Source organism: Virgibacillus halodenitrificans (assembly GCF_001878675.1).
GTDB classification, from domain to species: Bacteria; Bacillota; Bacilli; order Bacillales; family Amphibacillaceae; genus Virgibacillus_Q; species Virgibacillus_Q halodenitrificans.
In genome coordinates, this window is the sequence record NZ_CP017962.1 from 2599039 (window position 1) to 2613399 (window position 14361).

15 protein-coding genes are annotated in these 14361 nt (G+C 36.0%); all 15 read right to left on the bottom strand.

The window, feature by feature from the left end; all coding sequences use genetic code 11:
• Positions 1-26: 26 nt before the first annotated feature.
• Positions 27-1199: a PDZ domain-containing protein gene (locus tag BME96_RS13515; RefSeq protein WP_071649311.1), complete on the bottom strand. Its 1173-nt coding sequence runs from the start codon at positions 1197-1199 to the stop codon at positions 27-29.
• Between the two features lie 111 nt (positions 1200-1310).
• On the bottom strand, positions 1311-2771 hold the full coding sequence (locus tag BME96_RS13520) for a S41 family peptidase (protein ID WP_071649312.1): 1461 nt from the start codon (positions 2769-2771) through the stop codon (positions 1311-1313).
• 163 nt (positions 2772-2934) lie between these two features.
• The gene (locus BME96_RS13525) at positions 2935-4356 is read right to left on the bottom strand and encodes a murein hydrolase activator EnvC family protein (protein ID WP_071649313.1); all 1422 of its coding nucleotides are present in this window, start codon (positions 4354-4356) and stop codon (positions 2935-2937) included.
• 66 nt (positions 4357-4422) lie between these two features.
• Positions 4423-5316 carry a permease-like cell division protein FtsX gene (ftsX, locus tag BME96_RS13530; RefSeq protein ID WP_019377741.1) on the bottom strand — a complete coding sequence of 298 codons (894 nt, stop codon included), beginning with the start codon at positions 5314-5316 and terminating at the stop codon, positions 4423-4425.
• Complete coding sequence (gene ftsE / locus BME96_RS13535) at positions 5306-5992, bottom strand: cell division ATP-binding protein FtsE (protein ID WP_019377742.1); 687 nt, start codon at positions 5990-5992, stop codon at positions 5306-5308. Before ftsE ends, ftsX begins: the two co-directional genes overlap by 11 nt.
• A 328-nt stretch (positions 5993-6320) precedes the next feature.
• Positions 6321-6680 carry a cytochrome c551 gene (cccB, locus tag BME96_RS13540; protein ID WP_071649314.1) on the bottom strand — a complete coding sequence of 120 codons (360 nt, stop codon included), beginning with the start codon at positions 6678-6680 and terminating at the stop codon, positions 6321-6323.
• A gap of 220 nt (positions 6681-6900) precedes the next feature.
• Positions 6901-8005, bottom strand: a protein-coding gene (prfB, locus tag BME96_RS13545; RefSeq protein ID WP_156036013.1) for a peptide chain release factor 2 whose coding sequence is annotated in 2 segments (ribosomal slippage) — positions 6901-7932 and positions 7934-8005 — 1104 coding nt in all. Because the reading frame shifts where the segments join, the coding sequence is not laid out codon by codon here.
• 63 nt (positions 8006-8068) lie between these two features.
• Entirely contained in the window at positions 8069-10582 is a 2514-nt protein-coding gene (gene secA / locus BME96_RS13550; protein ID WP_071649315.1) for a preprotein translocase subunit SecA, read from the bottom strand.
• 251 nt (positions 10583-10833) lie between these two features.
• Entirely contained in the window at positions 10834-10986 is a 153-nt protein-coding gene (locus tag BME96_RS19630; RefSeq protein ID WP_156036016.1) for a hypothetical protein, read from the bottom strand.
• A 685-nt stretch (positions 10987-11671) separates the two neighbouring features.
• Positions 11672-12229 (bottom strand): ribosome hibernation-promoting factor, HPF/YfiA family, encoded by a 558-nt coding sequence (hpf, locus tag BME96_RS13555; RefSeq protein ID WP_019377747.1) that lies wholly within the window; start codon positions 12227-12229, stop codon positions 11672-11674.
• Between the two features lie 205 nt (positions 12230-12434).
• A complete protein-coding gene (locus BME96_RS13560; RefSeq protein ID WP_071649316.1) occupies positions 12435-12788 on the bottom strand; it encodes a flagellar protein FliT in 354 nt (117 codons plus the stop codon).
• Entirely contained in the window at positions 12788-13189 is a 402-nt protein-coding gene (gene fliS / locus BME96_RS13565; protein WP_019377749.1) for a flagellar export chaperone FliS, read from the bottom strand. The genes BME96_RS13560 and fliS overlap by 1 nt, the downstream gene beginning before the upstream one ends.
• Positions 13190-13243: 54 nt before the next feature.
• Complete coding sequence (gene flaG, locus BME96_RS13570; protein ID WP_019377750.1) at positions 13244-13609, bottom strand: flagellar protein FlaG; 366 nt, start codon at positions 13607-13609, stop codon at positions 13244-13246.
• A gap of 73 nt (positions 13610-13682) precedes the next feature.
• Positions 13683-13907: a carbon storage regulator CsrA gene (gene csrA, locus BME96_RS13575; protein WP_019377751.1), complete on the bottom strand. Its 225-nt coding sequence runs from the start codon at positions 13905-13907 to the stop codon at positions 13683-13685.
• A gap of 2 nt (positions 13908-13909) precedes the next feature.
• A complete protein-coding gene (fliW, locus tag BME96_RS13580) occupies positions 13910-14350 on the bottom strand; it encodes a flagellar assembly protein FliW (protein ID WP_019377752.1) in 441 nt (146 codons plus the stop codon).
• Positions 14351-14361: the final 11 nt, after the last annotated feature.

Consider the following 14361-nt stretch of genomic DNA (forward strand, 5'->3'; position numbering starts at 1 on the left):
TGGAATTACCTTTAGTAAGTAATAAGTTAATTACTTAATAGCCTCTTCTTTCTGTAAGGGTCTGCGGCAAATACCACACCTAATTCATGGTGGTCCCCTTCGTATAACGCGCCTTGTACAAAACGATTTTCTCCATTAAAATCTATGATTTCCAATTTAAAAAAGGCACCACTCTTTTGGAGTGAATAATAAAACTCTTCAATGCCACTGACTCTGAATCCATTCACTTTGGTTATAACTTCACCAGGTAAAATTTCAAGACGTTCCGCTGGAGTTTCAGGTATAATTGCTAATACTTTTAGCCCTGCCTTACTGCGTTGGAAGAAAGATGGAGATAACCGATCAGCAGTTCTGAATCTATAGTTGATTAACTCTCTTCCAAGGATTGATAAAACTACTGCTGCCAGAGAGAACCAAGATTGAAATACACTTCCAATAGCCAAGACTAGGATAAAAACTCCCAATAGGATAACTTGTTTAGCCAGACGTCGTGCTGCATTTGCAGGAGCATTACCTAAAACAGCTTGTTCAAATCCGATTAGTAAAGGAAAAAGCACTAGGCTATAAGTGGTTTCACCAATAGAAAAATATGGCCAATACGGTGCAAAAGGTGTAATTAATCCCGAGGGCACTAATGTAAAAAAAGGAATTATGCTTAACTTTTTTAAACGGTGGAGACCAATCCAACCACCTCTGGAACCTTTTATTAGCTCAGGATAGGATTCCTGCTTCCTCGTTTTCCATATCAAAGCCCCTTCTGCAATTAATCCTATTCCCAATAAAATAACGATAACACTAAAACTTATATCTGAAAATGGTTGAGTTCCCTTCCCTAGAAATGGGAGAAACAATAAAATCACATAGGTTAACCCAATGGTGTAACTAGGTGAAAGTAACGTAAATTTGCCAGTGATACTTAAAAGTATAATTACAATACTAATGATAAACATTACTTCGTAAGACAATACCATTCCTGTTCCTAAAAAGATCACAGAAAAAATCACACCAAGTAATAAAGAGAAAAACAATGTATTCTTCCATTCAGAAAAAACATCAAAGATTTTAATACCAAAATTTTTTCTTTCTTGTTTAATTCGCCTGTAACCTGCCAGTACCACTAGGAACAGACTCCAATACAGTAATGGTTGGAGAAACAGTTTAGCTAAACCTTTCCCTAGTTCAATTGCCCACAAGTTCATTGCTTCATCACCTTCTCTGTTAAACTATCTACTAGTATTATTCGATAGTTATCGACTTTTTCCCTGCAATTTTTGAGTTAAAAAGCCGCGGTTTCAGCCGCGGCTTTATGCTTATTTATATAAAGCTTTCAGTGCAGTATCTAACTGAACGTCGTCTTCTCCATTACGTATTTTCTCTACAATCTTTGTCTCCAGTAATCCAGCTGTTTTTTTATCAACTTCCCCAGTCACTTTTATATCGTTCTTCTGTTGGAATTTCTTCACAGCTTTAACTGTCTCTTTACTGAAATAGCCATCTTCTCTCCCCGGCTCGTAATCTAAACCAGAAAGCATTTTTTGGATATTCCCGATTTTCTCATCTGATTGATCAAATCCAAATGGGTCATCAATTTGAATAGGATTAGAATAATAATAATCAGGTTGTTTCTTCTCAATCGTTGGTTCTACTCCCTTTTCATTAATCCAATTACCTTTTGGAGAAAGCCATTTGTAGAAAGTAAGCTTAATCGTACTTCCATCTCCTAATGGAACTGCTTGTTGTACTGTCCCTTTACCAAAACTTGTTTGCCCTACTACGTCATAACCTGCTTCCTTCATTGCAACAGCCAATATTTCTGAAGCAGATGCACTTCCTTCATCTACAAGTACAGTTATTGGATACTCTTTCTTTTCTTTTAGCTGGGAATAATAAGGTGTTTTATCACCATTTTGATCTTCAATCTGCAAGTATGGCATATCTTCAGGTATAAATAGCTTTAGCATGTCTTCGACAACATTAAGTAGGCCTCCTGGATTTCCTCTTACATCGATAACCAACCCTTCAATCCCCTTTTTTTCAAGGCTATCCAGTTGTTCTGTAAATTCCTCAGCAGTGTGCTCAGAGAAGTTTGTCACTTCCAAAATTCCAGTTTGTTTACCATTAACTGTTTTTAAGTCATTATATACTGTTTCAACTGGAATTGTATCACGTACAATAGTAACGTCAAACGGTTCTGAAGCTGCAGCACGTTTAACCTCTAAGACAACCTCTGAGCCTTTTTCTCCTCTTATTTTTGCGACAGCCTCATTTAAATCCAAACCTTCCAAGCTTTTCCCATCTACAGATAATACTTGGTCATTTGGCCGGAGCCCAGCTTTTTCAGCAGGAGAATCTTTAATTGGAGCGACGATGGTCACTTTACCTTCAACCATGCTTACTTCTGCTCCAATTCCTTCAAACTCTGCTTCGATTTGTTCATTGAAATCCTTCATGGACTCTGCATCCATGTAAGAACTAAAAGGATCCTCAAGGGTTGTTAACATTCCTTGAATAGCACCTTCAATCAACTGTTTATCATCAACATCCTTCAAATAATTCTGTTTGATTAAGGTATATGCTTGTACAACTTTCTGCATATCTTTCGGAGTTGTTGCTGCTTGTTCATCTGCTCTTTCTGTGGCTCCTTTATTCGCACTTTGCTCAATGGTTGACTCACCTTGATTTGCAAGCTTAACGCCAGTATAGGCTCCGGCGAACCCTAGAAACAATGCTGCAAGCAGCAAGAGAACTATTTTCATTTTTCCATATTTCATATTTCCACCTCAATCATTATGTTGAATGCACATGCACAATAAAAAGCATATCACTTTCCCTTACCTATGACTATGTTTATTACTAAGTTTATGTAATTATATCATAATCTTTCCTAAGAAAAAGAGACACCACAATATTGTGATGTCCTTTTTAATAAGCAACTTAATTTAAGTAGTTTAATGGATTGACAGAATTGCTCTTAGAAGCATTCCAACCACCTTTATGAACTTCAAAATGAAGGTGTGGACCTGTAGAACCACCTGTATTACCAGTAGTGCCAATAGTTTGTCCTTGGCTTACTACAGCACCTGCAGAAGTTGAGATTCTGCTAAGGTGTGCATATAACGTAGTGTAGTTCGTTCCATTAATACTATGTGAAATCATAATTGTATTTCCATATCCATTCATCCATCCTGCGCGGATAACTACACCTGAAGCAGCTGCTTTTAAGGTAGTTCCAGTACCAGCACCTATATCCATACCAGCGTGGAGCTTTTTCGTTCCGTAAATTGGGTGAATACGATATCCATAATCAGAAGTTTTGGGACCAGCAGCCGGCCAGATGAAAATACCTCCGCCACTGTTAGAGCTTGAACTAGCACTTGCACTGCTTCCTGAATTGGAATTAGAGCTTGAGCTCGAACTGGATTGTGAGCTGCTTGATTTACTTTTAGCTTCAGCAGCAGCCTTTCTTTCTCTCTCTTTTCTAGCTGCTTCTTCTTTAGCAAGCTGTTCCAATTTTCCTTTTTCTGATTCTGCCAGACGTTTCGCCTTTTCAACAGCAGATGCTTGAGCAGCAAGGATTTCCTGCTCATCTTCAATACTTACTTTATACTCTTCCAAATCAGAATGTTCTTCTTCCAACTTAGCCATCAATGATTCTCTTTCTTTCATTTGGCTATTTAAGTCACCTTTTAAAGCTACAAGCTCTTTCTTTTGATCAACAAGAGATGCTTTTTTAGCTTCTACTTCTTTTTTGCTGTTTTCTACCTCAGCTTTATTCTTTTCTAAGGAAAGCTTATCTGCTTCTTGTTCTTCCATAATAGATTTATCCTGATCCATTATGGCATTAACCGCAGAAGATCTGCTAATGAAATCGCCAAAACTTTGTGAACCTAAAATAACTTCTATGTATTTCATGTTCCCACCATTTTGTTGGATGGCACGCAGGCGATCCTTAAGTAGTTCATTACGCTTTTTAATTCGCTCTTTTAATACTTTTATTTCTTCTTTTAATTCTACTATTCTATTTTTTAATTCATCAATTCTATTATTGGTTTCAGTTATTTCGTTTTCCTTTGTAGAAATTTTATTCTTTGTGTTATTTAATTTCTCGTCAATGTTTTGTATTTCTTTCTCAACAGAACTCTGTTCATTCAAATTTTCATTTATTTTAGATTGCGTATTTTCTTTATCACTGGAAAGGCTACCTTGTTTATCATTCAGCTCCTGTTTTTCTTTTTCCAAGTCATTAATCTTATCATTTAATCCATTTATGGACTCAGCCGATACTGAAGTTACCGTTCCAATACTTAGAGATAATACTAAAACCGTGGTCATTCCGAACGAAAAGATCTTCTTCATTACCCGTGTTCCCCTTCCCTATGTTTAAAAATATTTTATCTTTGATGCTAGCAACAACTGCTGTTATTAAACTTTTAAAAACTTGCGGACACTCATTACGCTCCCCCATACACCGATCAATGCACCAATACCTAATATGATAAGGGATAACTGCCATGCAAATGGGTTAAATGGCAATAATTCAACAAAACTATAATTAATTCGTTCACTAATATTATTTTCTAAATAATAATAGCCACCTAAAATAGCAGCAATCGGAACTACAGATCCTAGAATTCCAAGTAAGAGACCTTCAATAAAAAATGGCCATCTGATAAAGCCGTTTGTTGCTCCTACCAATTTCATAATGCCAATTTCTCTGCTTCGTGCCATAATAGTAATTTTAATTGTATTGGATATCAGGAATATTGCTGTAAAAACTAATCCAACAATAAGAACAACACCTATCGTTCTTGCGTATTTATTGAATTCAAAGAGTCGTTCAACTACCCCTTGTCCATAATTCACTTCCTGAACCCCTTGCAAATCAGAAATTTTATCAGCTACTTTTATTGTGTCTTGTGGATCTTTTGTTTTGATAATGTAAACATGATTTAAAGGATTGTCCTGTTCAAATAACTGCCATGACTTTCCTTCTTCCCCCATGCTGTCAACTAATTCTGACAACTGCTCATCTTTAGAAGAAAAAACAACTGAATCCACACCATTTATCTGTTTTATTTCATCCCCGATAGTTGTTATTTGATCCTCTTCAAGAGTCAGCTCTAATAAAGCATTTATTTCCACATCTTCTTCTATGTTATCTGCCATCTGGTTTAAGTTAAGCATAAGAGCTAGAAAGGCACCAACCAAAATAAGTGTGGTGGTTACTGCACCTACGGAAGCTACAGTCATCCATCCATTTCTTGCTATATTTTTAAACCCTTCCCGAAGATGTCGTCTCACTGTTCTAAATTTCATAGCCGTATTCACCTCGGTGCTCATCTCTCACAATAAGTCCATCCTCTATTGCAATGACTCGTTTTTTAATCGTATTAACAATTTCTTTACTATGTGTTGCCATTATTATGGTTGTTCCACTGGAGTTAATCTCTTCCAGTATTTTCATGATTTCCCATGAAGTTTCAGGATCAAGGTTTCCAGTCGGTTCATCTGCAATAACAATTTTAGGTTTGTTGACGATGGCACGGGCAATGGACACGCGCTGTTGCTCACCTCCGGACAGTTCATCTGGGATAAACCGTGCCTTGTTTTTCAAACCGACGAGTTCTAGTACATCCATTACTAGTTTGCGGATATTTCGCGGAGATTCTTCAATTACTTCCAATGCAAAAGCAATATTTTCATATACTGATAGTTTAGGTAAAAGCTTAAAATCTTGAAAGACAACACCAATATCTCTTCTAAGAAAAGGCACTTTCTTTTCCTTTAAGCTACTCATATCTAAATCGTTAATCATAATTGTTCCATTTGTTGCTTTAGCTTCACGATACATTAATCTAATAAATGTTGATTTACCCGCACCACTCGGGCCGACTATGTAAACAAATTCACCTTGTTCTATTTCAACATTAATACCATTTAATGCTGTAACCCCATTTGGGTATGTTTTATGAACATCTTTCATTAATATCATATAAAATCACCTTTATGTTTATTGTCATTCCATTCTATTCACTGAAAAAAATTGCTCCACTTTTTGGAAGCAATCAAAAGATTTCTTATTCATTATAACATCTTTCGCCAGTTTTTTTAGACATAAAATTATTACATTTGTGTTTCAAAGGTTGGCTAATTTGAAATATAATAGGTTTTTTTGTAAGAAAAAAGGGGTAATTGTTACTGGTAATATAAACTTGTAAAATTATTAAGCGGAGAATAGGAACTAACTTGAAGTGTGATGATTTGCTACCAAAAATAAAAGTCCGGCTTTCCATAAGCCAGACTTTTGTTTGATATTAAAATTATTTCTTTTCAGCTAACCAGCTAGACAAAAGGTCAACGTCATCACCAGATACTAATCCAGCTGGCATACTACCTTTACCATTTTTAATAATATCAGCAATTTCATCTGCAGAATATTTAGAACCAACCTGAGTTAGATCAGGGCCTGCTCCACCGGAAAGATCTGCACCATGACATGAAGCACAATTGCTTTCAAATACTTCCTCAGCCGCTGCTGAATCTACAGAACCACCCTCGGAAGATTCCTCTGTTGCATTGTCACCAGAGTCTTGTTGCTCGTCTGTACCACCTTCGTCACCGCCACATGCAGCCAGTACGATAGCAGTACCAAATAGAACTGTTAGTAACCATTTTTTCATAACTTAAATCCCCCTAACGCAAATTTTAGATTAATGCCTATCATAATTTATTATAACCATTTTCCAGGGAATTAAAACCCCTTTCATAACGCATCGATAAGGTTATCATCACTGTAATATAGGCAAATCAATGACATTGCCAGTTTGTGTCAATTCAGTGAAATAATTCTTCACAGTAATAAGTGTGATATATTTCATAGTTTGTGCACAAGAAATTTTATTATGCATTAATTTTAGAGCGCAAAAATGCATCGATAAATGGATCGATATCTCCATCCATAACACCTTGAGTATTTCCAACCTCTACGTTCGTGCGATGATCTTTTACCATAGAGTATGGATGGAAAACATAGGAGCGAATTTGACTTCCCCACCCAATTTCTTTCTGCTCTCCTCGTATCTCATCTAATTCCTTTTGTTGTCGTTCAATTTCCAGCTGATATAGTTTAGATTTTAGCATTTTCATTGCAGCTTCCCTGTTTTTAATTTGGGAACGCTCATTTTGGCAAGTAACGATCACATTTGTTGGTATATGGGTGATTCGTACAGCGGAGTCCGTAGTATTTACATGTTGACCACCCGCACCACTGGCTCGATATGTGTCTATTTTAATATCTTCCGTTTTCACATCAATATCAACATCATCTGTTAATTCCGGCATAATTTCACAAGATACAAATGACGTATGTCTGCGTCCGGAGGAATCAAATGGCGAAATACGAACTAAACGATGGACTCCTTTTTCAGCTTTCAGATACCCGTATGCATTATGCCCTTTAATAAGCAATGTAACGCTTTTAACACCAGCTTCATCACCCGGAAGATAATCGAGCATTTCTACTTTAAAATCTTTATTTTCTGCCCAACGTTGGTACATGCGAAGCAGCATACTTGCCCAGTCTTGGGATTCAGTTCCACCTGCTCCCGGATGCAATTCTAAAATAGCGTTGTTTGCATCATAGGGCTCACTTAATAGCATTTGCAACTCAAAATTATTTATTTCTTTTTTTATAAGAGTTACGTCCTCATTTAATTCCTCAAACAATTCCTTATCATTTTCTTCCTTAACAAGCTCGAAAGAAACTTCCAGATCTTCCAGGCGTTCCTCAAGGTATTCAAAGTTGGTAACATATCCCTTTAACCCATTTACCTCATTAATTACTTTTTGGGCCTCATCCTGATTATCCCAAAATGATGGTTCAGACATGTTTAATTCAAGTTCTTTAATTTTAGCTCTCTTTTCATCTAAGTCAAAGAGACCCCCTAAAGTCTTCGATTCGTTTTAACATTTTATCCAATTCATTTCTAATTTCTACCAATTCCATTTTCTCACCTCTTCACTTTATTTAAAGCATGAAACACTCCACCATAAGAGGAGTGTTTCATGTTTACTTACCATGACAGTTTTTATACTTTTTACCACTGCCGCAAGGACAAGGATCATTCCTACCTACATTACTTTTTTTCACATAAGGTTTATTAGTTTTCTTCTTGTCTTCTTGACTTCCGGAAACTGCTTGTGTATCTTTAACTACTTCCTGGCGTTGTAGGTTATCACGGATTTGAGCTTTCATAATATATTTAGAAACTTCTTCTTCTATATTCTCAACCATAGCTTCAAACATAGCAAAACCTTCCATTTGATACTCACGAAGCGGGTCATTTTGACCGTATGCTCGTAAATGTATTCCTTGGCGAAGTTGGTCCATTTGATCAATATGATCCATCCATTTAGAGTCAACCGTGCGCAGTAAAATAACTTTTTCAAATTCACGCATTTGTTCCTCTGTAAGTTCTTGCTCTTTCTCGTCATAACGACCACGCACTTTGTCCATGATTAGTTCATTCATTTCTTCAGGATCTTTCCCTTTTAAATCCTCTTCTTTAATATCTTCGTAATCTAGAAGGCTTCCATGTACAAACTCGAGAATAGCCTTATAATCCCAATTACTGTCGTCGTCATCGCCTGTATGTGTAGCAACTACCCGGGTCACAGTAGATAGTATCATGTTTTCAATAATCTCTCTCAGGTTTTTATCAGAATCAATTACGTCAAAACGTTGTTTGTAAATAATTTCGCGCTGTTCTCTTAATACATCATCATAAGAGAGAACCGTTTTACGTGCATCAAAGTTATTTCCTTCCACACGCTTTTGAGCAGATTCTACAGCACGGGAAACCATCTTACTTTCGATTGGTTGGCTGTCATCCATTCCTAAACGCTCCATCATATTTTTTAAATTATCTGAGCCAAACCGACGCATCAGCTCATCTTCCATTGATAAGTAGAATTGTGTTAGTCCGGGATCACCCTGACGGCCAGAACGCCCTCTCAACTGATTATCAATTCGGCGTGATTCGTGCCGTTCTGTACCTATTACAGCGAGCCCGCCTAATTCTTTCACACCTTCTCCAAGCTTAATATCAGTTCCACGCCCAGCCATATTGGTTGCAATCGTTACTGAACCCCTTTGACCAGCATTTTCTATAATTTCAGCCTCTCGATAGTGGTTTTTAGCATTTAAAACATTATGTTTTACTCCGGCCTTCTTTAATAGCTGTGAAATTAGCTCAGATGTTTCTACAGCGACCGTACCTACTAATACAGGCTGTCCTGCTTCATATCTTTCTTTAATTTCCTCCACTACTGCCTGAAATTTGCCTTGCATGGATTTATAGATTAAATCTGCACGGTCATCTCTTACTATTGGTTTATTCGTTGGTATTGCCAATACATCCATATTATAAATATTCCGGAATTCTTCTTCCTCTGTTTTAGCAGTACCCGTCATACCGGCAAGCTTGTTATACATCCGGAAAAAGTTTTGGAAGGTGATGGAAGCAAGAGTCATACTCTCATTTTGTATTTGCAGACCCTCTTTTGCTTCGATTGCCTGATGGAGGCCATCACTGTAACGACGGCCTTTCATTAAACGCCCAGTAAACTGATCCACAATAACAACTTCTTCATCTTGTACCACATAGTCTGTATCGCGGTGCATCGAAACATGTGCTTTTAGTGCTTGGTTAATATGATGTGTAAGCGAAACGTTGTTTAAATCAAATAAATTTTCAATAGAAAAATAACGTTCAGCTTTGTTTATTCCTTCCTCAGTTAGCTGAACTCCCTTTGTTTTTTCATCATACGTATAGTCACCCTCACGATTTAACGTACCAACAAAACTATTTGCTTGCTGATAAAGGGATGCAGATTTTTTTGCAGATCCAGAGATAATAAGAGGTGTTCTTGCTTCATCAATTAAAATGGAATCCACCTCATCGATAATGGCGTAATTTAAAGGTCGTTGTACCATTTGATCCTTATATAGCACCATATTATCCCTTAAGTAATCAAAACCATATTCATTATTGGTTCCATAAGTGATATCACATAAGTATGCTTCTTTTTTCTCTTCTTTAGTTAATCCATTCCCATTTAATCCGACAGTCAGTCCTAGAAAATGAAAGAGTTCTCCCATCTCTTTTGCGTCACGATCTGCTAAATATTCATTAACAGTTATAATATGCACACCTTTACCTGAAATTGCATTAAGATATGCAGGCATAGTTGAAGCAAGTGTTTTACCTTCCCCTGTTTTCATTTCTGCAATATTACCTTCATGAAGTGCAATGGCACCCATAAGCTGGGTTTGGAAAGGTCTCATACCTAATACACGTTTGGCAGCTTCTCGTACCACCGCATATGCTTCAACAAGTAAGCTATCCAAATCTTCCCCATTTTCGTAACGCTGTTTAAATTCATTTGTTTTCTCTTGAAGTCCTGCATCAGACAACTTACTTATATCGATTTCTAATTCTTCTATTTGATCTACTTTTTTTTGTAGACGGTTAAGCTGTCTTTGATTTCCATCACCAAAGATCTTTTTAATTAATCCAGCCATAGTTAACGCTCCTCAATCTATATAAAAATATTCTTCATCATTTCTACCTACTTTATATACGTTTTTTCATATTTAATCGTCCATATATTATAATAACACTATCTAAAGTTGGATGACAACTGCATGTACGTCAGAGTGAGAGAATAACAAAAAGAGCAGTTCGGGGATGAACTACTCTTTTTAATTGAAGGATAGTACGAAGATATGTGTGAAAAGTCATTGACTTTCCTGCGAAGGTTAATATAGTTGAATCATAAGGAGAATCTTTTTCTTTGTTTTTCATGCAGCTGTGTAATTCTTTGATTAGTCGCAGCTATAATCTCAATAAGCTGCGCAATGGTCTCTTCATGTTTATGAACCTTTCTCTCTAAGTTATTAAGTGCCTCCCTTTCTTCTCTTTTCATTTATTCACCACCTTGTATCTATTGACCTATTTATAACACATATCTAGGTATAAAGGCTAATTGCCATTTTTGAAATTTAGCCTCTGTTTCGACAAGTAATTCTCTTTATTGCAAGATATTCGACAAGAAATAATTGAATATATAGACAAATGCAGCAAATCGAAAGTCCAAATATACAAATTGGTTATTCGTTCGACAAATATTGACAGAGATAGTATAGATCATAGACCTGAACCCGATTCTAATGTGAAAGCTGTTGTATAAACATTAATTAAAACAACTTTTATTTTCACAAAGTAGTAGTAAACTCCGAACTAACCAAGAATATAGAGGCTGCGTAAAAACACCACTATACGGGGAAATATTTCTCTTTCCGCGAGCGGCAGAGGCCATGCCAGGCGGCAGAGGTAATGAAGAGATGTCGCACTTGTGCCCGGAGGTGTGAAAGGTTCCCTTTGCAATAAATAGCAATGGCGGCAAAATGCTCTCCAAATCGCATTTATGTAGCTTTAAATATTTAAAAACAGCCATTCACAATAATACCAAGTTACTTCGCAGCAGCTTGTCTATTTTGCTGAACATTCTACACCTCCAATATATTTTGAAACTAAAGCTTAAACAAAGATACTCAAAAAAAGCGATCCTCTAATAGAAGGATCGCTTTTTGTATCATCATTATTTTTTATTACGCATTTGGTTCAATTAGTCCATACTTGCCGTCTTTTCTGCGATAAACGACATTTGTTTCGTTTGTAATAGCATTTGTAAAAACATAAAATGAGTGGCCAAGCATATCCATTTGAAGCACAGCTTCTTCAGAATCCATTGGCTTTAAATCAAACCTTTTTGTTCTCACAATGTCAATTTCATCAGATTCTTCCTCAACAGCAACATTATTTGCTTCTCTTTCCAGTTCAGCAAACACGTGCTTTGGAGAACCCTCTTGTCTAAATTTACGATTGACTTTAGTCTTATATTTTCTGATTTGTCTTTCCAGTTTATCAACGACCAAGTCGATGGCAGCATATAAGTCAACATGTTGCACTTCCCCGCGCAACAAGAGATTTGTCATTGGAATAGTAACCTCAATTGTCTGCTCATCATTGTAGACACTTAAATTAACATGCACCTCGGATGTTGGGGGTGTATCAAAGTATCTTTCCAGCTTGCTAATCTTCCTCTCTACGTATTCACGTATAGAATCAGTCACCTCAAGATTTTCACCACGAATGTTAAACTTCATAAACGTGTCCTCCTTTCATCCTTATGTATTTATTATACTATGTTTCCCACCAAAATTCCTGCTTAAACCACTCATTAATTGCTATTATTTCTTATGGTGGTTTGAAACCTTGTTGTAAAGCTATTTACACACTGTTTACAATTAGTTAATATTTCATAATTCTATCATTTAAAACAATTTATAAAAAATAACTTTATTTATGAAGTTATTTTTTACTGTCCAAAAACATAGCATCTGAGGAATTTACTTTTTCATATGGATTTATATATTTTCGATTTGTTCGCTTTTGCTTCTTCACTTGTTGTATTTCTGCTTTTAATTCTGTAAAAATTTCTTGCATCAATTGTTCAATTTCTGTATTAAGCTGCACCAATTTCTTTCCGAGAAGCTCCTCTTCCTTTGTATACGGAGGCTTAATATCTGTTAGACTCTCATCTCTCTTTTCAATTAATTGGTTCACTTGTTCAATAATTTCCGCTCGATTTTTATGATTTCTTTCCTGATTAAGCACATCCTGTAATTGTTCTGTTTGTTCAAATAAAACTTCTAGACGGTTCATTATATTTGAGCGCCTTGGACAGGTTGTGCCTTCTTATTTTTCAACATAACTTCTTTCCACGTGTCTCTAAACTCAGTAATGAATTCCAGTGCCTCTATGAGAAGCGAAGGATCATTTTTAATATTTCCCTCTCTAAGCTGGAACTGCATAAACTCATAAAGAGGAAGGATTTGTTTAGAAATTTCAACCTTTTGGTCCAAGGTTAACATTAATTCCTGTATAATATTTTGCGCTTTTTGGATATTAGTATTTTTAGCCTCATAATTCTTGTTTTCCAAGTCCTTGATTGCTTGTTTAATAAACTTCATACATCCATTATAGAGCATTAAGGTTAGTTCTCCACCTGAAGCAGTATTTACCGCATTATTTTGGTAGGTTTGGTATTGTTTATTAAGTGACAAATTTCTCACTCCTTCAAGAATTCTTTCCACCCTGGTTAAAGCTTAGTTTAATTGCTAAATTTTTTCATCAATCATAAGCCCCATTAATTCTGCCATATCAGCATACATATCCAGCATTTTTTTTGGTGGAATTTCTTTAATTACTTCATCTGTTAACGGATTAACAACTGTTACGTAGTATTCATTAAGTTTTTCATGAAAAACAAATTTTAAATCGGTTTTTAACGGCTCTACAAACTCATTTAATTTTTCTGTTACACTTCTCAATTTATCTTTCGTTATTGTGTTATCAGTTGGCAGTAACACTTTCCCTTCAAGTCTTGAATGTTGTTGGGATTTTTCAGTATCTGGTAGCAATTGAGTGTTATTTCCCTGAAGTTTATTTTGTTGCGATCCGTGTGACACTTGTTCTAATCGCATAATTACATCTCCTCAAACCATATCGTTTATTCTTTCTATCGGTTTATTAAGTGAAAACTTAAAGGGAAATCAATTATTTTTTACTTTTATTTAGTAATTGCAAAAGATCAGAAGGTACGTTAGCTGCTTGATCGTTTTCATGTTGAATATCCAAGTAAATTTCCTTTCGATAGATATCTGTCTTCCTTGGCGCTTCAATTCCTAGCTTGACTTGGTCGCCTTCGATGGATAATACTTTAATTTCAATATCTTCACCGATCTGAATAGCTTCATTTATTTTCCTCGCCAGTACCAACATAGTTATCTTCCCCCCATTGCATTTGGGTTCAATGGTGTTTTAATCTGGTAGGTTTCTTCCGTAAGAATATATTGCTTCGCCAATTTGCGCACAGGGTTTAAAATAATGGGTGCCTTCAAATTTAACGTGCTATCTTGAAATGGCTCTTTAACCGTTACAATTGAAAGTACTACGATTTCCTTTTCACTGCGAATGTTTAACTGCTCCATAATATTCTCATCAAGTTCAAATTCATAATCTTGATATATATAATAGGGGTTTGTGACGATAAAAGCAGTTGTGGGGGTCTGAACCGACTGAAGAATTTGAAAAACAGGATTATCCGGGAAATCAATCAGTAAAAATTTAGTTTCTTCTTGAAATCCCGGCAACCCTGTTTTGAAAAAGATAATCTCAGTCTCTTCAATTTCTAGCTCTCCTGAATATTTTGTATCCACCTTCATTTCATTTCCTC